General features: G+C 63.8%; 19 protein-coding genes and 1 pseudogene. 9 read left to right on the top strand and 11 right to left on the bottom strand.

The features are described from left to right. Positions 1-4: 4 nt before the first annotated feature. On the bottom strand, positions 5-1,516 hold the full coding sequence (gene gatB / locus KUV26_RS19905) for an Asp-tRNA(Asn)/Glu-tRNA(Gln) amidotransferase subunit GatB (protein ID WP_222509694.1): 1,512 nt from the start codon (positions 1,514-1,516) through the stop codon (positions 5-7). Between the two features lie 249 nt (positions 1,517-1,765). On the opposite strand from gatB, the gene KUV26_RS19900 reads away from it, so the two are divergent. Beyond that, positions 1,766-4,120, top strand: coding sequence for a Tex family protein (locus KUV26_RS19900; protein WP_222509693.1), 2,355 nt, complete (start codon positions 1,766-1,768; stop codon positions 4,118-4,120). A 29-nt stretch (positions 4,121-4,149) separates the two neighbouring features. On the opposite strand, the gene KUV26_RS19895 is transcribed toward KUV26_RS19900, so the two are convergent. The 3 genes from KUV26_RS19895 to pepN form a co-directional block, all read right to left on the bottom strand. Then, positions 4,150-5,433 carry a hypothetical protein gene (locus tag KUV26_RS19895; protein WP_222509692.1) on the bottom strand — a complete coding sequence of 428 codons (1,284 nt, stop codon included), beginning with the start codon at positions 5,431-5,433 and terminating at the stop codon, positions 4,150-4,152. Positions 5,434-5,605: 172 nt separating this feature from the next. Beyond that, positions 5,606-6,064: a hypothetical protein gene (locus KUV26_RS19890; protein WP_222509691.1), complete on the bottom strand. Its 459-nt coding sequence runs from the start codon at positions 6,062-6,064 to the stop codon at positions 5,606-5,608. Next, a complete protein-coding gene (pepN, locus tag KUV26_RS19885) occupies positions 6,057-8,609 on the bottom strand; it encodes an aminopeptidase N (protein WP_222509690.1) in 2,553 nt (850 codons plus the stop codon). The genes KUV26_RS19890 and pepN overlap by 8 nt, the downstream gene beginning before the upstream one ends. Positions 8,610-8,830: 221 nt before the next feature. Between pepN and KUV26_RS19880 the strand changes: the two genes are divergently transcribed. Next, on the top strand, positions 8,831-10,978 hold the full coding sequence (locus tag KUV26_RS19880; protein ID WP_222509689.1) for a malate synthase G: 2,148 nt from the start codon (positions 8,831-8,833) through the stop codon (positions 10,976-10,978). 113 nt (positions 10,979-11,091) lie between these two features. Then, positions 11,092-11,520: a GlcG/HbpS family heme-binding protein gene (locus KUV26_RS19875; protein WP_222509688.1), complete on the top strand. Its 429-nt coding sequence runs from the start codon at positions 11,092-11,094 to the stop codon at positions 11,518-11,520. 40 nt (positions 11,521-11,560) lie between these two features. On the opposite strand, the gene KUV26_RS19870 is transcribed toward KUV26_RS19875, so the two are convergent. Further along, positions 11,561-12,043, bottom strand: coding sequence for a fasciclin domain-containing protein (locus KUV26_RS19870; protein WP_222509687.1), 483 nt, complete (start codon positions 12,041-12,043; stop codon positions 11,561-11,563). 155 nt (positions 12,044-12,198) lie between these two features. On the opposite strand from KUV26_RS19870, the gene KUV26_RS19865 reads away from it, so the two are divergent. From KUV26_RS19865 to KUV26_RS19855, 3 genes are all read left to right on the top strand, one after another. Continuing rightward, on the top strand, positions 12,199-12,819 hold the full coding sequence (locus KUV26_RS19865; RefSeq protein WP_222509686.1) for a helix-turn-helix domain-containing protein: 621 nt from the start codon (positions 12,199-12,201) through the stop codon (positions 12,817-12,819). Between the two features lie 106 nt (positions 12,820-12,925). After that, positions 12,926-13,705, top strand: coding sequence for a gamma-glutamyl-gamma-aminobutyrate hydrolase family protein (locus tag KUV26_RS19860; protein ID WP_222509685.1), 780 nt, complete (start codon positions 12,926-12,928; stop codon positions 13,703-13,705). Positions 13,706-13,725: 20 nt separating this feature from the next. Beyond that, positions 13,726-14,241: a GNAT family N-acetyltransferase gene (locus tag KUV26_RS19855; protein WP_222509684.1), complete on the top strand. Its 516-nt coding sequence runs from the start codon at positions 13,726-13,728 to the stop codon at positions 14,239-14,241. Between the two features lie 54 nt (positions 14,242-14,295). Here the strand turns inward: KUV26_RS19855 and KUV26_RS19850 are convergent, their stop codons facing one another. Beyond that, complete coding sequence (locus KUV26_RS19850) at positions 14,296-16,536, bottom strand: xanthine dehydrogenase family protein molybdopterin-binding subunit (protein ID WP_222509683.1); 2,241 nt, start codon at positions 16,534-16,536, stop codon at positions 14,296-14,298. 3 nt (positions 16,537-16,539) lie between these two features. After that, positions 16,540-17,004 (bottom strand): (2Fe-2S)-binding protein, encoded by a 465-nt coding sequence (locus KUV26_RS19845; RefSeq protein WP_222509682.1) that lies wholly within the window; start codon positions 17,002-17,004, stop codon positions 16,540-16,542. A gap of 93 nt (positions 17,005-17,097) precedes the next feature. On the opposite strand from KUV26_RS19845, the gene KUV26_RS19840 reads away from it, so the two are divergent. Further along, complete coding sequence (locus tag KUV26_RS19840; protein ID WP_222509681.1) at positions 17,098-17,679, top strand: TetR/AcrR family transcriptional regulator; 582 nt, start codon at positions 17,098-17,100, stop codon at positions 17,677-17,679. A gap of 33 nt (positions 17,680-17,712) precedes the next feature. Here the strand turns inward: KUV26_RS19840 and kynA are convergent, their stop codons facing one another. From kynA to KUV26_RS19820, 4 genes are all read right to left on the bottom strand, one after another. Then, positions 17,713-18,546, bottom strand: a complete 834-nt coding sequence (gene kynA / locus KUV26_RS19835) for a tryptophan 2,3-dioxygenase (RefSeq protein WP_222509680.1) — start codon at positions 18,544-18,546, stop codon at positions 17,713-17,715. 148 nt (positions 18,547-18,694) lie between these two features. Beyond that, positions 18,695-19,888 (bottom strand): kynureninase, encoded by a 1,194-nt coding sequence (gene kynU / locus KUV26_RS19830; protein WP_222509679.1) that lies wholly within the window; start codon positions 19,886-19,888, stop codon positions 18,695-18,697. Positions 19,889-19,969: 81 nt separating this feature from the next. Beyond that, positions 19,970-20,347 carry an MmcQ/YjbR family DNA-binding protein gene (locus KUV26_RS19825; RefSeq protein ID WP_222509678.1) on the bottom strand — a complete coding sequence of 126 codons (378 nt, stop codon included), beginning with the start codon at positions 20,345-20,347 and terminating at the stop codon, positions 19,970-19,972. Further along, complete coding sequence (locus tag KUV26_RS19820; RefSeq protein WP_222509677.1) at positions 20,347-21,099, bottom strand: SDR family NAD(P)-dependent oxidoreductase; 753 nt, start codon at positions 21,097-21,099, stop codon at positions 20,347-20,349. The genes KUV26_RS19825 and KUV26_RS19820 overlap by 1 nt, the downstream gene beginning before the upstream one ends. Positions 21,100-21,467: 368 nt before the next feature. On the opposite strand from KUV26_RS19820, the gene KUV26_RS19815 reads away from it, so the two are divergent. Together KUV26_RS19815 and KUV26_RS19810 are read left to right on the top strand one after the other, a co-directional pair. Then, a complete protein-coding gene (locus KUV26_RS19815) occupies positions 21,468-21,917 on the top strand; it encodes a methyltransferase family protein (RefSeq protein WP_222505520.1) in 450 nt (149 codons plus the stop codon). 138 nt (positions 21,918-22,055) lie between these two features. Further along, positions 22,056-22,216 (top strand): annotated as a pseudogene (locus KUV26_RS19810) (NAD(P)(+) transhydrogenase (Re/Si-specific) subunit alpha); the annotation flags it as partial.

Below are 22,216 nucleotides of genomic sequence, written 5' to 3'. Positions count from 1 at the left end.
GGGATCAGCCGCCCAGTTTCCTGGCGACCAGCTCGTTCACTGCCTTGGGATTGGCCTTGCCGCCGGTGGCCTTCATCACCTGGCCGACGAACCAGCCCGCGAGCTTGGGGTTCTCCTTGGCTTTTTCCACCTGCGCCGGGTTGGCGGCGATGATCTCGTCCAAGGCGGTCTCAATCGCGCCGGTGTCGGTCACCTGCTTCATGCCGCGCTCCTCGACGATCTGCGCCGGGTCGCCGCCTTCGGTGTAGACGATTTCGAACAGGTCCTTGGCAATCTTGCCAGAGATGGCGTCAGAGGCGATCAGGTCGATGATGCCGCCCAGCTGCGCCGGGGAGACCGGGGATTCGGTAATCGCGTGGTCTTCTTTCTTCAGGCGGCCGAACAGCTCGTTGATGACCCAGTTGGCAGCCAGCTTGCCGCTGCGGCCCTTGGCGGTTTCCTCGAAGAAGGCGGCCGATTCCACATCCGCGGTCAGCACCGATGCGTCATAGTCGCTGAGGCCGAAATCGTTGATGAAGCGCGCCTTTTTCTCGTCCGGAAGCTCCGGCAGATTGGCGGCGATATCATCCACCCAGGCCTGCTCGATTTCCAGCGGCAGCAGGTCAGGATCGGGGAAATAGCGGTAGTCGTGCGCTTCTTCCTTGGAACGCATGGAGCGGGTCTCGCCCTTGTCCGGGTCATAGAGACGGGTTTCCTGCTCCACCTTGCCGCCGCCCTCGATGATGGCGATCTGGCGGCGCGCTTCCACCTCGATGGCCTGCTGGATGAAGCGCATCGAGTTCATGTTCTTGATCTCGCAGCGGGTGCCGAGATGCGAGAAGTCCTGGGTTTCCTGGTATTTCTCGTACTGGCCGGGCAGGCAGACAGAGACGTTCACATCGGCGCGCAGGTTGCCGTTCTGCATGTTGCCGTCGCAGGTGCCCAGGTACTGCATGATCTGACGCAGCTTGGCGATATAGGCAGCGGCTTCCTCAGGACCCCGGATATCGGGGCGGGAGACGATTTCCATCAGGCAGACGCCGGTGCGGTTCAGGTCGACAAAGGACATGTTGGGGTCCATGTCGTGGATCGATTTGCCCGCGTCCTGCTCCATGTGGATACGCTCAACCCGCACGTTGCGCGCGGTGCCGTCGCCCAGCTCCACCAGCACTTCGCCTTCGCCCACGATGGGGTGATACAGCTGGGAAATCTGGTAGCCCTGCGGCAGGTCGGGATAGAAATAGTTCTTGCGGTCAAAGGCTGACCACAGGTTGATATCGGCCTTCAGGCCCAGGCCGGTGCGCACCGCCTGTTCAACGCAGTATTCGTTGATCACCGGCAGCATGCCGGGCATTGCCGCGTCGACAAAGGCCACGTTCGAATTCGGCTCGGCACCGAACTTGGTGGAGGCTCCGGAGAAAAGCTTGGCATTGGAGCTGACCTGGGCATGCACCTCCATGCCGATGACCAATTCCCAGTCATGCTTGGCGCCCGCGATCACCTTGGGCTTGGGGAGTTCATATGTCAGGTCGAGCATGGTTTTCCGCCGTATCCGAATGTCTTTGGTTGGCAAGCGTTCTAGGCCCGTGCGCGGGCAGGGGCAAGGGGGCAATGGGTTCTTGGCGCGGCCTGCAAGCCCGGGCCGCGCCCGACCTTCCCCACGGGAGGGCGCATTCGCACCCTCCCAGGCTCGGGCGCGGCCCTCCGCTGAGAGCGAAACATTCGCTTGGCGGGGTTTGGTAGCGGGGCTAAGAATGACGTCCGAGAATAAGAAGGAGCCGCCGCCTTGGACACATCCGCCCGCATCAGCCAGACCATTGCCACGGAAATCGGCGCCGCCGCCAAGCAGGTGAGCGCGGCCGTCGCGCTACTGGATGAAGGCGCCACGGTGCCCTTCGTCGCGCGCTACCGCAAGGAGGCAACCGGGGGCTTGGATGACACTCAGCTGCGCACCCTGGCGGAGCGGCTGGAGTACCTGCGCGAGCTGGAAAAGCGGCGGGCGGCCATTCTTGACTCGATCAAAGGGCAGGACAAGCTGACCGATGATCTGGCCGCGTCCATCGCCAAGGCGGAGACCAAGGCGCAGCTGGAGGACATCTATCTGCCCTACAAGCCCAAGCGGCGCACCAAGGCGATGATTGCCAGGGAAAACGGGCTGGAGCCGCTGGCAGATGCCATTCTGGCCGACCGCAGCGCCGATCCGGAGAAACTGGCCGAGGGCTATGTCACCGAGGCGGTGGCCACGGTGAAAGACGCGCTCAACGGCGCGCGGGATATCATGACCGAGCGGCTGACCGAAAACGCAACACTCTTGGGTCGGCTGCGGGAGTTCCTGCAGCGGGAAGCGGTGCTGACCGCCAAGGTGATTGAGGGCAAGGAGCAGGAGGGCGCCAAGTTCTCCGACTATTTCGAGCATTCCGAGCGCTGGGCCGATGTGCCCTCGCACCGGGCGCTGGCGATGCTGCGCGGCTCCAACGAGGGCGTGCTGACGCTGGACGTCGGGCCGGAGCCGGAAGAGGGTGTCGCCAAGGCCGAGGCGATGGTCGCGGCGGAATTGGGCGCGGGCGGCAACGGGCCGGGCGACAAGTGGCTGCGCAAGGTGGCGGGATGGACGTGGCGGGTAAAGCTGTCGCTCTCGATGATGCTGGAACTGATGGGCGACCTGCGCGGGCGCGCGCAGGAGGACGCCATTCAGGTCTTTGCGCGCAACCTCAAGGACCTGCTGTTTGCAGCTCCGGCCGGTGCGCGGCCGACTCTTGGGCTTGACCCGGGCATCCGCACCGGCGTTAAGGCGGCAGTGGTTGATGCAACCGGGAAACTGGTAGCCACAGAAACCCTGTACCCGTTCCAGCCGAAGAACGATCTGCGCGGGGCGCAGGTGTCGATCGTGAAACTGATCGCCGAGCACGGCGTGGAGCTGATCGCCATCGGCAACGGCACCGCCAGCCGCGAGACCGAGCGGATGGTGGCAGAGGTGCTGCAACACCTGCCCGCCAAGATCAAGGCCCCGACCAAGGTGGTGGTGTCTGAGGCCGGTGCCTCGGTCTATTCCGCCTCCGAACTGGCGGCGCGGGAGTTCCCGGATCTTGATGTGTCATTGCGCGGCGCGGTGTCGATTGCACGGCGCCTGCAGGACCCTCTGGCTGAGCTGGTGAAGATCGAGCCCAAGAGCATCGGTGTCGGCCAGTACCAGCACGATGTGGACCAGCACAAACTGTCGAAATCGCTGGAGGCGGTGATTGAGGACGTGGTGAACGCGGTGGGTGTGGACCTGAACATGGCCTCGGCACCGCTGCTGTCCCATGTCTCGGGCCTCGGCCCCGGTCTGGCAGAGGCGATTGTGGCGCATCGCGATGGGAACGGGGCGTTCAAGTCGCGCCGGGAGCTGCTGAAGGTCGCGCGGCTGGGTCCCAAGGCGTTTGAACAATGCGCGGGATTCTTGCGCGTCCGGGATGGCAAGGAGCCGCTGGATGCGTCTTCGGTCCACCCCGAGAGCTATGATGTGGCGCGCAAGATCGTGGCCGCCTGCGGGCGCGATATCCGCCAGATCATGGGCGACGCTGCGGCGTTGAAAGGCCTGCGGGTGGAGGATTTCGTCGGCGGCGATGTCGGCCTGCCAACCGTGCGCGACATTTTTCAGGAACTGGAAAAGCCGGGCCGCGACCCGCGCCCGTCTTTCGTGACCGCGTCCTTCAAGGACGGGGTGGAGGAGATCACCGACCTGAAGCCTGGCATGGTGCTGGAGGGCACCGTGACCAATGTCGCGGCCTTTGGCGCCTTTGTGGACATCGGGGTGCATCAGGACGGTCTGGTGCACGTGAGCCAGCTGGCCGACCGCTTCGTGAAGGACCCGCATGAGGTGGTGAAGACCGGCCAGGTGGTCAAGGTCACGGTGACTGAGGTTGATGTGCCGCGCAAGCGGATCGGGCTGACCATGAAGAAGGACGGCGGTGCCTCGGCCAAGGAGGACCGCAACGCGCGCGGCCCGGCCAAGAGGGCAGGCCTGCGCCGCGGCGGCAAGCCCGGCGGCCCTAAGGCAGGCAAGGGCCAGATGTCTGCTGGCCCCAAAGGCGGCCAAGGCAAGGATCAGGGAACCGGCGCGCTGGGCGCTGCCCTGATGGACGCGTTCAAGAAGAAATGACGGGCCGGGGCCGCGGCCCCGTTTCCTGTTCAGGCCGGGCTGAGCTGCAGGCCCTGCTCGGTGAAAGCGACCTTCTGTCCGCTTGCGATTTCTTCGCGGAACACCGCGGCGATGGCCTGCATCGCACCGGCGTGGCCGCGGGCGGCGAAGCGGCTGACAGAGCGGACAAGGGCGCTGTTGTCGAAGCCTTCTTCCGCGTGCGCCCAGATCAGCGGATGCAGTTCTGTCAGGTGGTCGCGGATCAGCCAGTTTGCGGCTTCGGCAATCCTCAGCCGCGGCACATCGGCCTGCTGGTCCTCACCCCGCCCCTTGCGCAGGGCAACCGTGCAGTAGGCAGCCAGCAGGTTGATCATTTCCTGCGAGGGGTTGGCCTTCACAATATCGCGCAAGCCATCCAGGAAGAAACGGGTGTCGACCCGGGCGCAGGCCTGATCGTCGATTGTTATGGCATCGAAATAAACCCAGGTGTAGCCGCCTGCGCCCCAGGTCTGTTCGGTGCGGGCGGCGGTGCGGCGGGCTTCCAGCTCCAAGGCGGGATAACTGCCGGACGCGCGGGGCAGCATCCGGGTTCCCAGCGCCCGCATGTGGCGGTGGTTGACAGGGGCCAGGTCAATCAGCGCGCTGTAGGCATCCGCGACTTGAACGGTGCTGCCTGTGCGTCCGGCAAACAGGGCGCATTGCGCCGCTTGCAGAAACGGGCTGCTGCGGCTGTCTGCCGCAATCTGGTCCAGCAGGGCGGCAGCGCGGTCGAAATGGGCAGCGCAGCGGCGCTGGTTTGATTGCGGCCGGGCCTGGCCGCCGACGCTGCGCCAGGCCCAGCCGATGTCGGTATGGGCCAGCGCTACAAGGGCTGTCAGATAGGGGTCGCTGCGGTTTTCCGCCCGCAGGGCTTCAAACGCCATCAGGCCGCGGATCAGGGCGCGGCTGCGGGGGCTCTCGTTATCGGCCACCGCCCGTTCGGTTGCGGTGACCACATCGGCACGGGCGCCGTAGGCGATGAGGTCGGCCAGAGGCAGGCCGCAGGGGGCGGCGGCGCGGCTTTCGTCCGCCTCGCGGATCCGGCTCGACAGGTCCTCCCAAAGTTCCTGGCGCGCCAGGAACTGGCCGCGCTCCTGGGCCGCGATGCTTTGCGGATCGCCCTGCGCGCTGCAGACCGGAATCGACAGGCAGTCCTCGAGCCGCCCGGGCGGAAGCTGTTCGGCAGGGGTCTGAGCAGGGGATGGGGCTTGGCGGGCAGCCGGTCGGGACCGGCTGGATACCAGGCCTGAAATCCGGGACAGAAGATCCCGCGCCTGTCGAGACTGTGTGAGCATTTGCGCTTCCTGATACGTGGCAGCTTATCGTTGGTCACAGTTTCGTCAGGCAATGGGGCGCAAAGATGGCGGCAGTGAGGAAGTTAACGCGCGCAGGCGGTGAAATACGCAGGAGCGTCGCCTTGGCCGCCTTGAGTTTGAATTGAATTTGGCCGGCTTTTTACGGATGCGGTCAGAACGCGGTGAAGTGGTGACGTTCGGTGCGTATGCTGCGTTTCTGAAATTCGGCATCGGCTTCCGCGTAGAGCGGCGTGGCCTCCTGCGGCAGGCGGATTCGCTTGCCATTGCGCAGGATCAGCGTTGCCCGCACCGAGAAGTCCCAGCGCGTGTCGAACCGCACCCGTTCGATTTCATCCAGTGCTGCTTTGCCTGTCAGCTTTCCGGTGAACCATTCGACTTTATCTTGCGAAATCTTCAGGCCGGACAGGGGGTTGCGGATGAGATCCGCAACGGCAGGCAGGACCGGCAGGGCCAGAATGACCACCAGCCACACCGCCGCATCCAGCGCCAGCCACAGCACCAGAACGGCAGCCAGCCAGCCGCCGGTTGCCAGAACGGCTGCGGTCGAACGTCCGCGGCGGGAGAAGCTGTAGTCCTCCGCCGGTGCGGGTTCTCCGGGAACGTCAGGCATCCAGGATCCGGGTCACCATTTCGTTGGTGTCGCGGCTGAGGCCTTCGGTGTTTGCAATCCGCGTCAGCTGGGCGCGGATCAGCGATTGGCGGCCGGCATCGTAGCGCTTCCAGGTCTGGTAGGCGGCGCACATCCGGGCGGTGGTCTGCGGGTTCAGCTTGTCCAGCGCGATCAGGTTGTCCGCCAGCAGCTGGTAGCCCTCGCCGCTGGCATGGTGGAAGCCCGCATGGTTGCCCGCCAGCGCGCCAAAGACGGCGCGGAACCGGTTGGGGTTCTTCATGTCAAACAGCGCGTGCTGAGTGAGGGCCTTTGCGGTGGCGGCGGTCTTCTCCGGCGCGGCGCAGGCGATCTGCAGGGCAAACCATTTGTCCATCACCAGCCGGTCGTCCTGCCATTGGTCAAAGAAGGCCCGGCTTTGGACCTCGCCCTTCTCAGCCTTTAACAGCGCGGCGAGGGCGGCATACTGCTGGGTCATGTTGTCGGCGGCAGCATACTGGCGCACGGCCTGCTCGCCGCCGTCCAGCCGGGTCAGCAGCGACAGGAGGCGGCCGTTGAGGGCGCGTTTGCCGGCGCTTACGGCATCCGGAGAGTAGGGGCCTTCGACCGTTTTGGCGGCATAAAGCCGGGGCAGGCTGGTTTCCAGCTGCTGTGCCAGGGTCTGGGTGAAAGTCTCGGCCGCGTCGTAGATTTTCTGCGGATCGGGGGTGTGGCCGCGCTCGTGCAGGGTTTGGGCGATGTCGGCCTGGCTGGGCGGCGACAGAACCAGGGCGCGGAAGGCCGGGTCCTGGTCATCATCACGCACCAGCTTTTCCAGCGCGTCCAAATAGGCGGTATCCGGCGGCGCCCCGTCCAGCACCATCGCCACGCGGGTTTCCTTGGCCAGCGCGTTGCCTGCCTCCCAGCGGTTGAACGGGTCGGTGTCATGGGCCAGCAGGAAGGCGCGTTCAGCGTTGGTTGTGTCGCGCTCCAGGATCACCGGGGCGGAGAATTCGCGCAGGATCGACGGAACCGGTTTGGAGGCGAGGCCGTCGAAGGTGAAGCTCTGCTTGGCCTCGGTCAGTTCGAGAACTTCGGTCGCGCGCACTTCATCGCCATTGGGCGACAGGAGGCCCACCGCCACCGGGATCACCCGCGGCGCCTTGTCCGGCTGGCCCGGGGTCGGGGGTGTCGATTGTTCAAATGTCAGGGTATAGCTGCCGTCGGCGTAGTCTTCGGAGACTTTCACCCGCGGAGTGCCCGCCTGGCTGTACCACAGCTTGAATTGCTGCAGGTCGCGCCCGGTGGCATCTTCGAACACCTTCAGCCAGTCCTCGATGGTGCAGGCCTGTCCATCGTGGCGCTCAAAATAGAGCTTCAGCGCCTTGTAGTAGTTGTCATCCCCCACCAGGCGTTTCAGCATGCCGATCACCTCGGCGCCTTTTTCATAGACGGTGGCGGTGTAGAAGTTGTTGATCTCCTGGAACTGCTCGGGCCGCGGCGGATGAGCGAGGGGGCCGGCGTCCTCCGGGAACTGGCGGGCGCGCAGGGTGATCACATCGTCAATGCGTTTCACCGGCTCGGACCGCATGTCGGAAGTGAACTGGGCGTCGCGGAAGACCGTCAGCCCTTCCTTGAGGCAGAGCTGGAACCAGTCGCGGCAGGTAATGCGGTTCCCGGTCCAGTTGTGAAAATACTCATGCGCGATAATTGCCTCGATACGTTCGAAATTTGCATCTGTGGAGGTCTCAGGCGACGCCAGTACGCAAGAGGAGTTGAAAATGTTCAACCCCTTGTTCTCCATCGCACCCATGTTGAAGTCGTCCACGGCGACGATGTTGAACAGCTCAAGGTCGTATTCGAGGCCGTAGACGTCCTCGTCCCATTTCATCGACTTCTTCAGCGCCTCCATGCCGAAGGCGCATTTGTTCTCGTCACCGGGGCGGACCCAGATGTTCAGCTCGACCTCCTTGCCGGACTTGGTGGTAAAGCTGCCGGGGTAGTTCACCAGATCGCCCGCCACCAGGGCAAACAGATAAGCCGGTTTCGGCCAGGGGTCGTGCCATTCCGCCCAGCCCTCGCCCTGGCCCATCGGGTTGCCGTTGGACAGCATCACCGGCTCGTCGCCCTCGATCCGCACGGAGAAGGTGGACATCACATCGGGACGGTCGGGGTAATATGTGATCTTGCGGAAGCCCTCGGCCTCGCACTGGGTGCAATACATGCGGTTGGACATGTACAGGCCCTCCAGCGCGGTATTGCCGGCCGGGTTGATCTCCACCTCCGCCTCCCAGGTGAAGGGGGCGCCGGGCACTTCGCAAGTGAGCCCGCCATCGACCAGCCGAGGCTTCACGTCCTGACCGTCGATTTTTACCGAAATCAGCTGCAGATCCTCGCCGTGCAGGAAGAAGGTCTTTTCGGCAGCGTCCGGTTTCGGGGCAAAGCGGATACGGCTGAGAACCCGGGTGGTTTCCGGCGCCAGACGGAAGGTCAGGTGAACGCTTTCAACGTCATATCCAAAAGGTGTGTAGTCTTTCAGGTAGAAGGTCTGGGGCGTGTCTTTGGCCATTCTCGCTCTCCTCGGCGCTGCTTCTTTTCAGGTGTAGAGGATAGGGGCGGGACTGCAAGCGGATTGGTGTCCGGAAGCGAGTGGCCGGAAAAATCCGCAGCACTTTCTTGAAAATCAAGAAATTGAGTTCGGTTTCACAAGGCGCCTGTTTTGTTGCCGATCGGAAACCTCTATCCTAGTTAGGTCAGCATACAGTGGTGTACCGCCGGAAGGAGCAAGACATGAACCGGATCGAGAAGCAGGGAATTCAGGTTGCGCAGGAGCTGGCGGAGTTCATCGAAAAGCAGGCGCTGCCGGGGACCGGGGTTGAAGCTGAGATGTTCTGGAAAGGCCTGGCAGAGCTGGTGAACACATTCGGCCCGGAAAACCGCGCGCTGCTGGCCAAGCGGGAAGAAATCCAGGCTAAGATCGACGCCTGGCATATCGCCAACCGTGACAAGCCGCATGACCATGAGGGTTACAAGGCGTTCCTGACAGAGATTGGCTACCTGTTGCCGGAGGGCGGCGATTTCGAGATCGAGACCCAGAACGTGGACCCGGAGATTGCCAAGGTGCCGGGGCCGCAGCTGGTGGTGCCCATCACCAATGCGCGCTATGCGCTGAACGCGGCGAACGCGCGCTGGGGCAGCCTTTATGACGGGTTCTACGGCACCGATGCCATGGGCACGCCTGCGCCCAAGGGCGGCTATGACAAGGGCCGCGGCGCGCGGGTTGTGGCGCGGGCGCGGGTGTTCCTGGACGAGGCCTTCCCGGTCGACGGCACCAGCCACGCGGATGCGCGCCGCTACCATGTGCAGGACGGCCAGCTGCTGGTCGACGACCTGCCGCTGGCGCAGCCGGAGAAATTCGCAGGCTACCGCGGCAATCCCAAGGCGCCTGAATCGGTGCTGCTGCGCAACAACGGGCTGCATGTGGAGCTGGTGTTCGACCGCGCACATGCGATCGGAGCCCGCGACCAGGCCGGACTCGCCGATGTGCGGCTGGAAAGCGCAATGTCGGCGATCATGGATTGCGAAGACTCGGTTGCCTGCGTCGATGCCGAGGACAAGGTGCTGGCCTATTCCAACTGGCTGGGCCTGATGAAGGGCGATCTGGAGACCAATCTGGAAAAGGGCGGCAAGGTCATCACCCGCCGACTGAACCCCGATTTCGGCTTTACCGCGCCGGATGGCACCGCCAAGACCGTGAAGGGCCGGGCTCTGTTGTGGGTGCGTAACGTAGGCCATCTGATGACCAACCCGGCTGTGCTGGATCAGGACGGCAACGAGGCTTTTGAAGGGCTGTTGGACGCGCTGATCACCGTAATGATCGCCAAACACGACCTGAAGCGCGAGGGCGGCAATTCCGCCCTGGGCTCGGTCTATGTGGTGAAGCCCAAGATGCACGGGCCGGAAGAGGTCGCCTTTACCGACCGCATCTTTGACAAGGTCGAGGACATCCTGGGCTTGCCGCGCCACACCGTGAAAATCGGCATCATGGACGAGGAGCGCCGCACCTCGGTCAACCTCAAGGAATGCATCCGCGCCGCCAAGCACCGGGTGGCCTTCATCAACACCGGCTTCCTGGACCGCACTGGCGATGAGATCCACACCTCGATGGAGGCGGGGCCGTTCTCCCGCAAGGATTTCATCAAGCGCAAGGCCTGGATCGGAGCCTATGAGAACCTGAACGTGGATATCGGGCTGGAGTGCGGCCTGTCCGGCAAGGCGCAGATCGGCAAGGGCATGTGGGCGATGCCCGACATGATGGCGGCGATGCTGGAGCAGAAGATTGAGCACCCGAAATCCGGCGCCAACTGTGCTTGGGTGCCGAGCCCGACCGCCGCGACCCTGCACGCGCTGCATTACCACAAGGTAGACGTGTTTGCGGTGCAGGAAAAACTCCAAGCCGGCGGACGCCGTGCCCATGTGGACGGCATCCTCGAAATCCCGCTGGCGACCTACCGCAAATGGACGCCGCAGCAGATCGCCCGCGAAGTCGACAATAATGCGCAAGGCATCCTCGGCTATGTGGTGCGCTGGGTCGACCAGGGCGTCGGCTGCTCCAAGGTGCCGGACATCAACGACGTGGGACTGATGGAAGACCGCGCTACCTGCCGGATCTCTGCCCAGCACATCGCCAACTGGCTGCACCACGGTGTCGTCTCCGAGGAGGAGGTGATGGGCAGCCTGCGCAAGATGGCCAAGGTGGTGGACGAACAGAACCGCGGCGACAATACCTATCGCCCGATGGCGCCCGGTTATGACACGATCGCCTTCAAGGCGGCCTGCGACCTGGTGTTCAAGGGGCGGGTGCAGCCCTCGGGCTATACCGAGCCGGTACTGCACGCGCGGCGGCTGGAGCTGAAGGCCCAGGAAGCTTCGGCCTGACTGCGGCAAACTGACCCCAGGAAACAGTTTCAGCATTTTGACGGGTAGTAAAAGGGGGCCGTTTGGCCTCCTTTTTCCTTTCGTGACGTCAGGTAACGGGAGGAAGTACGCCAATGTCAGGGATTTCACTGGAGCAGGCCCGCACCATCATCCGCGCGGCGCTGGAATCCGGCCGCGCAATGCAGCTGAAACCGCTGTCTGTGGTGGTGCTGGATGCCGGGGGCCATGTGCAGGCGTTCGAGCGTGAGGACGGCGCCGCACCGGGCCGGTTCGCGATCGCTCACGGCAAGGCCTATGGCTCGGTTATGCTGGGCATGGCCGGCAGCGCACAGATGGCACGGGCCGAGGCGCAGGCCTACTTTATGGCAGCAGTGAACGGTGTCTACGGCGGGCAGGTGGTGCCAGTGCCGGGCGGTGTGCTTGTGCGCGGAGCGGATGGCGCGGTGATCGGCGCAGTCGGCGTTACCGGCGATACCTCTGACAATGATGCCGTTGCAGCCATGGCCGGGATCGAGGCAGCGGGCCTGCAAGGCGAAATCTGAAACTTGCCCTCCCGCCGAAGCAGGAGGGCACGTCCTGCTGTCAGGGCAGAATGACGGCGTCGATCACGTGGATCACGCCGTTCGCGGTTTCGATATCCGCAGTGGTGACGGCGGCGTCATTGACCTTGACACCGCCGTTCAGCGACACCGTGATCTCCTTGCCCATCACGGTTTCCGCTTTCATTCCATCGCTCAGATCCGAAGACATCACCTTGCCCGGCACAACGTGGTAGGTGAGGATCCGGGTCAGCTGCTCGCGGTTCTCCGGCTTGAGCAGGTTTTCGACGGTGCCGGCGGGCAGTGCCGCAAAGGCTTCATCCGTCGGGGCGAAAACCGTGAACGGGCCGTCGCCCTTCAGTGTCGCCACAAGATCCGCTGCAGTCAGCGCCGCAGACAGAGTTTCGAAGCTGCCCGCCTCGATGGCAGTGTCGACGATATCCTTTGATGCCGCAGGTGCAGTAGCGGGCAGCGCCAGACCGATAGCAATGGCCAATGCTGTCAGGGATGGGCGGTTGAACAACATGAGATTTCCTTTCTGTCATTGGAAGGAGCCGGATGGCTCTTTGCGGATTCAGCATTCCATGCAAAAATTTTGCATGACGTACACATTTGTGTGATGTGCATGTTTTTTGCATGCTGTTAAAATGCTAGGTGAAGGTTTGCTCCGGAGGTGAAAGGATGAACAGATCAGCTCTGTCGGACACCCTGCAGGACGGGCTGGAAGCCTATCGAATCGGCCCAAAGGTGCGTGCCTTGCGTCTGGCCAAGGATATGGGCCTCGCTCAGTTGGGCGGCCACACAGGGCTGTCCGCTGCCATGCTGTCGCGGATCGAGCGGGGGCAGGTGTTCCCGACATTGGCGACCTTGCTGCGCATTGCGCTGGTGTTCGGCGTCGGGCTGGATCACTTTTTCGCCCCGGGCGAGGAGGAGCCGGTATTCGAAGTGGTGCGGGCCCGCGACCGTCTGAAACTGGGCGACAAGACCGACGGGCCGGTGTCTTATCTGTTTGAAAGCCTGGACTTTCCGGTTTCAAAAAGCCGGTTTCAAGCTTATCTCGCTGAGTTTTCCGTGACCGCTGCGCAAAGCAGGCCGCACAGCCACGAGGGGGCTGAGATGGTTTATGTCATCGAGGGCAGCCTGGAACTGGCCATTCATGGCCGGACGGAAGTGCTGCAAAAGGGCGACTCGGTCTATTTCGACGCCGGGTTCGAGCACAGCTACCGGTCCGCCGGGGGGCAAAGGTGCAGGGCCCTTGTGGTGGTGTCGGGCGGTAACGCGGCCAGCGGGGAAAGCTCCTGATACGGGCATGTGCACATGTGAACAATCTGTTGCGCCGCAGGAACTGTTGAACCCTGGCAGTGGCAGGGCTAGGTTTTTCGTAAGGATCAGGAATTACGGATAGAGCATGGCGCGACCCAAAGTAGGCATTATCGGCAATTCTTACCTGATCAATGATCAGTACCCCGTGCATGCGGGCGGGACGATGAATTCCGAAGCCATCGCCGAGGTCGCAGGCTGCATGCCGCTGATGATCCCGTCAGACCCGCGCTTTGTCACTGTCGGGGAACTTCTTGAAACCTTTGACGGCTTCCTGCTGACGGGCGGACGGCCCAACGTGCACCCCAACGAGTACGGCGAAGCCGAGACCGAGGCGCATGGCGCCTTCGATCGGGCCCGCGATGCCATCACCCTGCCGCTGGTGCGCGCCTGCGTGGAGCGCGGCCAGCCGTTTCTGGGCATCTGCCGCGGGTTTCAGGAGGTAAACGTGGCGATGGGCGGCACATTGCACCCGGAAATCCGCGACCTGCCCGGACGGATGAACCACCGGATGCCGCCGGACGGCACGCTGGAAGAGAAATTTGCCTTGCGCCACACCGTTAAATTCAACTCCGGCGGCGTGTTCCACCGCCTGTTCGGCGCCGAGGAAGTGATGACCAACACGCTGCACGGCCAAGGCATCAAGCGCCCCGGTGGGCGGGTGGTGATCGACGGTCATGCACCCGATGGCACGCCGGAGGCCGTCTACATCAAGGACGCGCCCGGGTTCACCCTGTCAGTTCAATGGCATCCGGAATGGGAGGCCGCGGCGGATCCGGTCTCGCGGCCGCTGTTCGAAGCCTTTGGCGCCGCCGTCCGGGCTTGGGCGGCGGGCGGCGGGCAGACCGGTTTTCAGAAGTCAGCGTAGGGGTTTCGGGTTTCTTGGTTATGGCGGTTGAGGGGGGAGACGGCAATGCCCGGGGGCAGGGGCCGTTCCGGGTCAGGCAGTCCAGGTCAGCGGATGCAGCGGCGCTGGCGGAGATTTTCCATTCTGCGGTGCATGGTATTGCTAGCCGTTTCTACTCTCCTGAGCAGATCGCAGCCTGGTGCCCGGAAGCGCCTCCGGCCGAGTTGTTCCGGCAACGCCTGACGGACGGGCGGGCGCTGTGGGTGGCGGCCGACGGCAACGATGTTCCGGCCGCCTTCATCGATCTGGAATCCGATGGTCATATCGACATGCTGTTCTGCCATCCCCGCGCGGCAGGGCAGGGCGTGGCAGCGTCGCTGTATGGAAGGCTGGAGGCGGCGGCGCTGCGGCAAGGACTGGGTTTGCTCTATGTGAACGCCAGTGAGGCTGCGCGCGGTTTTTTCACCCGGCAGGGGTTTGCCATTGACCGGCGGCGCGAATTCGAGCGCCGCGGCGTCAAGATCCACAACTACAGGATGGTAAAAATCCTGGATTGAACGCCGGAGCAGAGGCTCGGGCGGCCCGCTCCGCAAGAGCAGGCCGCAAGCTTGTCAGGCCAGCAGATTGAAATCATGCATCAGAGGCAGCCGCCGCGCGCGTTTGCCGGTAAGGTCGTAAAGCGCATTTGCCAGAGCCGGGGCCGCTGGCGGGGTGCCGGGCTCACCCGCGCCGCTGATGTGAGACTGTTCTTCCAGAATGCGCACCTCCACCGGCGGCATGGTGTGCATTCGGATGCTGTCATAGTCAGGGAAATTCACTTGCTCGGCGGCGCCTTCGGCAAAGGTGATCTCGCCGAACATCGCGGCTGACAGTCCATAGGCCATGCCGCCGAACATCTGCGCTTTCAGGTTATGCGGATCCAGCGCAACGCCCAGGTCGGCGGCGATCCAGGCGCTCTTGAGGCGGATCAGACCGTCCTCTTCTGCCACCTCAATCACCTGCGCCACTGGCGTGCCGAAGCTGTAGGTCATGGCAACGCCCCGGCCCACACCGTCGGGCGTCTTGCCGGTCCAGCCGGACATCTCCTTGACCGCCTCCAGCACCTTGGCCGCGGGTGCCAATTCCTGGCGGGTGAGGGCAAGGCGGAACTCCAGCGGGTCCGCCCCGGCTGCATGTGCCATCTCGTCCAGGAAGCTCTCCATGAAGAAACCGTTGAAGGAGGCCCCAACAGAGCGCCAAGCGCCAACAGGGATCTGCAGATCTGCCGCATGGCCGCGGATGCGGAAGTTGGGGATGCCGTAGGGCTGGTTGAAGGCGCCGTCCACCAGTGTCGTGTCCGGCCCGGCAGGGGTTAATCCGAACCAGCGGTTCATCAGTTGCGGGGTCAGCGCCTGGCTGGCGATCTGGCCGTCCAGCAGGACCGCGCTGCCGTCCTTCACAGCGCCCCGCATCCGGGCCATGGCGCCGGGGCGGTAGAAGTCATGGGTCATGTCCTCTTCCCGGCTCCAGGTGAGCTGCACCGGGGTGCCGGGCAGCTGCTGCGCCAGCTTCGCGGCGTAAACCGAGAAGTCCATCTCGCCGCGCCGCCCGAAGCCGCCGCCCATCAGCGGGGTGTTCACCTCGACCTGCTCCGCATCAATCCCCAAGGCATCGGCGCAGTGGTTGCGGGTGAGAAGCGGCCCCTGATTGCCGCTCCAAATCTGCAGTTTACCGCCGTCGTAGAGAGCGGTGGCATTCAGCGGCTCCATTGTGGCGTGGGCAAGGAAGGGCACCTCGTATTCGGCGGTAACCTCCTGCGCACCCTGGGGAACGGCCGAGATATCGCCATCGTCGCGCAGGGTGGAATTCGGCTCCGCGTCAAAGGCAGCACGGATGGCATCCTGGATTTCGCCCTGCGTCGCCGGAATGGGCGCGGGGCCCCAGTCTGCCACCACTGCCTCGGCGGCCTGTAAGGCGAGCCATGTGTTGTTTGCAACCACGGCAAAGGCATTGCCCAAGTCCACCACCTGTTCAATGCCCGGCATCAGCAGCGCTTCGCTGGCATCAAGGCCGCTCATGGCGCCGCCTAGGTGCGGGTTGCCCTTGAGGGCTGCGAATTTCATCCCCGGCAGGCGCACGTCGATACCGAACTCTGCTGTGCCGGTGGCCTTGCTAGGCATGTCCACACGCGGCTGCGGCTTGCCCAGCAGTTTCCACTCGCTGCGGTGGCGCAGTTGGGCCTCGACCGGCTCCAGGCCGGCTGCTTCGGCGGCAAGGTCGGTATAGGCAATCTCGATGCTGCCGGGCGCTACCACCTTGCCGTCCTTGGTGGACAGCTGGCTGGCGGAAATACCCAGCCTGTTGGCCGCGGCCAGTTTCAGCGTTTCCCGGGCAGAGGCGCCCGCCGCGCGCATCCGCTCATACCCGTCCTTCATCGAGGAGGAACCGCCGGTCACCTGCATGTCCATCAGCTTGCCGGCATGGCCAAGCGCCTCGCCCAGCGAATGCATGAAGCGGGACTTGTCGTAGCCTTTGGATGGGATTGCCTCCCCCAGCAGTGCCGCGTTGTAATAGGCGGTGGCGGCAGGGCCGTGGATGACCTCCACCTGGTCCAGCGTCACGTCCAGCTCCTCGGCGATCAGCGCGGCCCAAGTGGTGTGGACGCCCTGGCCCATCTCGGCGCGCGGGGCGATCAGGGTGATCTTTTCGCCAGAGATCAACACAAACGGGTTGAAGGCCGCTTCGCCTTCTGCCGGTCTCAGCGGGTTCGGGGCCGGGCGGCTGACGTAATAGGCGCCGAAGGCGACACCGCCTACGATGGCGGCGGACCCGATCAGGAAGGAGCGGCGGGCGATTCTCTTGAAGCTGGCCATGGTTTATGCCTCCTGCATCTTCCGGGCGGCGGTATGAATGGCCGCGCGGATGCGCGGGTAGGTGCCGCAGCGGCACAGGTTGCCCTGCATCACATCGTCTATTTCCGCGTCCGAGGGTGCCGGGTTCTCGGCTAGGAGGCTTGCCGCCTGCATGATCTGGCCGGACTGGCAATAGCCGCACTGCGCCACCTGATGCTCCACCCAGGCCTGCTGGATTGCGGCCATGGCGTCCGGCGTGCCGAGGCCTTCGATCGTGGTCACCTCGCCCCAGACATCCGACAGCGCCACCTGGCAGGAGCGCACCGCCTCGCCGTCGATGTGCACGGTGCAGGCGCCGCAGGCGGCCACACCGCAGCCGAACTTGGTGCCGGTGAGGCCAACCTCATCCCGCAGAACCCAGAGGAGGGGCACATCATCAGGCAGATCCACCTGATGGGTTTTTCCATTGATGCGCAGGTCTGTTGGCATGGCGGGGCTCCCTTGCTGTGCTTCTGACAAAAGTAACTATTTTTGTCAGGGTGTCAATTGACATATTTTACAAACAATGTCAGAAGCGGAAACATGAACATGGCAGGCATTGATCCGAAACAGCAGGCAATCCTTGAGGCCGCCTGGATGGCGTTCTCAACTTACGGATTCCGCAAGACCTCAATGGATGACATCGCCAAGGGCGCGGGCATGTCGCGGCCAGCGCTGTATCTGCATTTCAAGAACAAGGAAGCGATCTTCCGGGCGCTGGTTGCCGCCTATTACGGCGCAGCGGCTGCCGGGGTGCGGGCTGCGCTGGCGGAGCCGGGGCCGCTGCCGGAGCGGCTGCTGGCGGCGTTCCAGGGCCAGGCCGGGGAGGGCGTGCAGATGATGATGTCCTCGCCGCACGGGATGGAGCTGTTCGAGATCACCAAGAGCGTCGCGGGCGAGGTGATTGCCGAGGGCGAAGCCGCCCTGAGCGGCATCTATGCCGATTGGCTGCAGAAGGAGGCCCAGGCAGGCCGGGCGGTTCTGAGCGGCGATGCCGCAGAAGTCGCCCGCACCATCAGCGCCTCCTTGAAAGGGATCAAGCAAACGGCAGGAGACTATGCCGAGTATCAAGCCGGGGTGCGCCAGCTGGCGGCCCTGGCTGGGGCCGGCCTGACGCCCCGGTGATGATCGGGCCGTTAGTGCGGCCCGATAACTATTTCACAGCTCGGTGCGCAGATGCCAGAGCTCGGGGAACAGCTCCACCTCCAGCATCCGTTTCAGATAGCTGACGCCGCCGGTGCCGCCGGTGCCGCGCTTGAAGCCGATGACGCGCTCCACCGTGGTCACGTGATTGAAGCGCCAGCGGCGGAAGTAATCCTCGAAATCCACCAGCTTTTCTGCCAGCTCATACAGCTCCCAATGGGCCTCTGTGTCGCGGTAGACCTCGGTCCAGGCTGCCTGTACCGCCTCATGCGGCTGATAGGCCTCCGACACGTCGCGGTTCAGCACTTCTTCCGGCAGCGTAAAGCTCTGCGCCAGCGCCTTCAGTGCCACATCATAAAGCGACGGCTGCTCCAGTTCCGCCTCCAGCAGCGCCAGAATGTCCGGGCGGTGGGCGTGTGGGCGCAGCATCGCTTTGTTTCGGTTCCCGAGCATGAATTCGATCTGCCGGTACTGGTGCGACTGGAAGCCTGAGCTTTGGCCCAGTTCGTCGCGGAAGGCGGTGTAATCCGAGGGGGTCATGGTGCGCAGGACGTCCCAGGCGGAATTGAGCTGCTCAAAGATCCGCGCCACACGCGCCAGCATCTTAAAGGCCTGCCGTGCCTGGCCGCCCAGCAGCCGTTCGCGGGCGGCGCTGATTTCGTGAATGGCCAGCCGCATCCACAGCTCAGAGGTCTGGTGCTGGATGATGAACAGCATTTCGTCATGGGTGTTGGTCCATGTCTTCTGCGCGTTCAACAGCATGTCGAGCGACAGGTAATCGCCATAGGACATGCGCCCGTCGAAGGACATCTGGGCGCCATCGTCCGCGGGATCGTAGGGTTGGGTCATCGGATCATTCCTTTTCCTAAGTGTAGCATAAGTCAGGGAAAGGAAGCCGTCCTCCGGTTCAAGGTGCCGCATTGGGCCAGGCGGCGCCACAGCGCAACCCAGCCCGCCGGGCGGCAGAGCGGCAGACGGTATGAGCAGCTGAGGCGCATCAGGTGACCGCGTGGCGGACCATGTATTCCGGCTGGTCCCAAAGGGCGTTTGTCATGACATCGGCGATGATCTCCGCCGCGGCGCGCACGTCGCCCTCGTCGATGTACAGCGGGGTGAAGCCGAACCGCATGATATCCGGCGCCCGGAAGTCGCCGATCACGCCGCGGGCAATCAGCGCCTGCATCGCCGCATAGCCCTCGTCGAACTTGAACGACACCTGGCTGCCACGGAAGGCGGGGTCGCGCGGCGAGGCCAACTCCAGCTGCGGGCAGCTCTTCTCAACTTCGGCGATGAACAGGTCGCACAGCGCGATGGACTTGGCGCGCACGGAGTTCATGTCGGCCTTGTCCCAGATATCCATCGCCGTTTCCAGCGCGGTCAGTTGCAGGATCGGCGGTGTGCCGACCCGCATCCGGTCGATGCCGCTGCCCGGCCGGTAGTCGAGGTCAAAGGCAAAGGGCGCCTCATGCCCCAGCCAGCCGGACAGGGCGGGGCGGGCGGTCTCTGCGTGGCGGGGGGAGACATAGATGAAGGCCGGCGCACCGGGGCCGCCATTCAGGTATTTATAGGTGCAGCCTACCGCGAAATCGGCGTTGCATTCGGCCAGATCCACCGGAATGGCACCCGCCGAGTGGGCCAGATCCCAGACCGTCAGCACACCCAGCGCATGGGCCTTCTCGGTCAGCGCCTTCATGTCGTGCTTGCGGCCGGTGCGGTAATCCACCTCGGTGATCATCAGCACCGCGATGTCCTCGGTGATGGCGTCCTCGACCGCCTCCGGATCGACCACCCGCAGCTCATAATCCGGCCCCAGCGATTTCAGCAGCCCGTCCGCCATGTACAAGTCGGTGGGGAAGTTGCCATTGTCCGACAGCACCACCTTGCGGCGCGGGTTCAGCTCCAGCGCCGAGGCGACCGCCTGGTAAACCTTGATCGACAGCGTGTCGCCCATCACCACATGGCCAGGCTCCGCCCCGATCAGCCGGCCGATCCGGTCCCCCAGCGCCTTGGGCTTGTCCATCCAGCCGGCCTTGTTCCAGCCGGTGATCAGCATCTGCCCCCATTCGTCCTGTATCATCGACCCGACCCGCTCCCGGGCGGCGCGGGGCAGGGGGCCCAGAGAGTTGCCATCCAGGTAGATCACGCCTTCCGGCAGGTCGAACATCGCCTTGGTTGCAGCAAAATCGGTCATTGGGAGCCTCGTATGCCTAGAGGTATTTCAAGCTTAAAGCTTTTGGGTTTGCTACCGCATCCGCATCATTCTGTCCAGTGCCTAGCGCTCGGCCGGCTGCGGGTCCGGGATGCCCAGTTCGACGCGTTTCTTCTTGGACAGCTTTGCTGTGACCATCTGGTAGGACAGTGAGATCTGTTCTTTCAGCTCCGTGTCCGTTAGGCCATTGTTGTCAAATTGCTGAAGCCACTTCATTCCGCGCGACGCCAGATAAGGCGCCGGGCGAACACCCGGGCGCTCCTGCAATACCTCAAAGGCGATCTCTCCGGCCTTGAAGGTGAACGCGTCCCTGCCCTCGGCCCAGCCGCAGACCGCAAACAGCTTGCCGCCCGCCTTCCAGACGTCCGAATTGCCCCATTGAACCACATGCTCTGCCGCGGGAAATCTGGCGCAGAACGCGTTGAACCCGTCCCGGTCCATCAGGTCTGCCCGCCCGCGATCTCGATGCTCTGGCCGTTCACCGATCCGGATCCCGGCCCGCACAGCCAAAGGGCCGCCGCGGCGACTTCGCTGGGCTCGATCAGCCGCTTGTGGCGGTTGGCATTCACCATCACGTCCAGGGCCTCCACCGCGCTCATCCCGGCGCGCTGGGCAATCGAGGTAATGTTGCGCTCGACAATCGGGGTGTCGACATAGCCGGGGCAGAGCGCGTTGAACGTAAATGGCGTGCCCAGATAATCCTCGCTGAGCGCGCGGGTCAGGCCGACCAGCCCGTGTTTGCTGGCCGTGTAGCAGGCGCCGCCTTTGAGCCCGCGCAGGCCCGCGATGGAGGACACGGTGATCACCCGCCCCCAATCGGTCTCCCGCATCGACTTGAAACACTCCCGGATGGTCAGGAAGGCCCCGTCCAGGTTGGTCGCCATCATGTTGCGCCAGAACTCCATCGAGGTCTTGTGCAGCGCTGCGCCCTCGGCAACGCCGGCATTGGCAACGCAGATCTGGATGGGGCCGCGGGCCGCCGCAGCAGCCTCCACCTTGTTCGCCACGTCCTCCTCGCTGCGCACATCCATCGCCAGGGGATGCAGGCCTCCAGTGGCCACCTGCTCCAATATCTCCTGCCTGCGGCCGGTAATGGTGACCTGCGCGCCTTCGGCGACCAGGGCCTGGGCAATCGCCAGCCCGATCCCGGTGCCGCCGCCGGTGACCAGCGCGTGTTTACCGTTCAATGTCATGATCCCTCGGCCTCCTATTGGCCTCCCTGTTTTGCACGCCAGCCTAACCGGGCCGGGACATCTGGCAACCCCGCTGTGCTTCCGGGCTGCAAACAGTTCCGAGGAAGCAGGCCCGAATTGCGGCAAAGGCACAGGCTGAACGCCGCGCCGGCGCTTTGGTACACAAAGAAATACATAGGCATCCGGGCCAAACTATGCAGGATCCATGCCGCAAGAGGGAACAGATTCGCCGTTTCCACGGCATGTGGGGCAAATTGTCCTTTTCTTTCAATCCCGGCCGAAGCGGGCTGGACGAGCAGGCCGGTTAAAGGAAAGTTGCCCGCGATGCGTGATACTTCAGACAGAATACTGCAAAGGGGCAGGTCGTGATGCGGTGGCTGGATATGCCGCCTGTCTGGCTCGCCGGTTTTGTTGCGGCGGCCTGGCTGCAATCGGCGCATTTTGACCTGGGCCTTTCCTTTGGCGGAGCCTGGGCCGGGTTACTGGCGGGCATTCTGACCGGCGGCGGCATCCTTCTGGCGCTTCTTGCCATCACCGAAATGCGGCGGCAGAACACTACGGTGATCCCGCATCAGACACCCAGCCGCTTGGTGCAATCGGGAATTTTCAGCCGGAGCCGCAACCCGATTTACCTGGGCGATGTGCTGATCCTGGCAGGTCTGGTTGTGTGGTTCGATGCGGTGCTTTCGCTGCCGCTGATCCCGGTCTTCCTGTGGCTGCTGGAAAAGCGTTTTGTCATTCCCGAAGAGGACCGGATGCGCCGGACCTTCCGGGCGGACTGGGCCCGGTACGAGCAAAAGGTGCGCCGCTGGATGTGATGTCAATGCGGCAGTGCGGCGTGAATTTGCGGCAATGCGGCAAAATCCTTGCGCAACAAAATTGCGCAATGTAGAGAGAATTATTGTGATCCGTACCCAGGCATTGCTGGCACGGGCAGGACGAGGGGGACCAAAAAGGTGAAAATAGGTACACCAAAAGAAACATTTCCGGGTGAGAACCGCGTAGCGATGACGCCGGAGTCTGCGGCGCAGCTGCAGAAGCTGGGGTACGGCTGCGCGATCGAGGCCGGGGCCGGGGCGGCGGCGGGGTTTTCCGATGCCGCCTATGAGGCCGCGGG

Source organism: Leisingera daeponensis (assembly GCF_019801465.1).
Lineage (GTDB): Bacteria > Pseudomonadota > Alphaproteobacteria > Rhodobacterales > Rhodobacteraceae > Leisingera > Leisingera daeponensis_A.
This window is presented reverse-complemented; position numbering and strand designations above follow the sequence as displayed.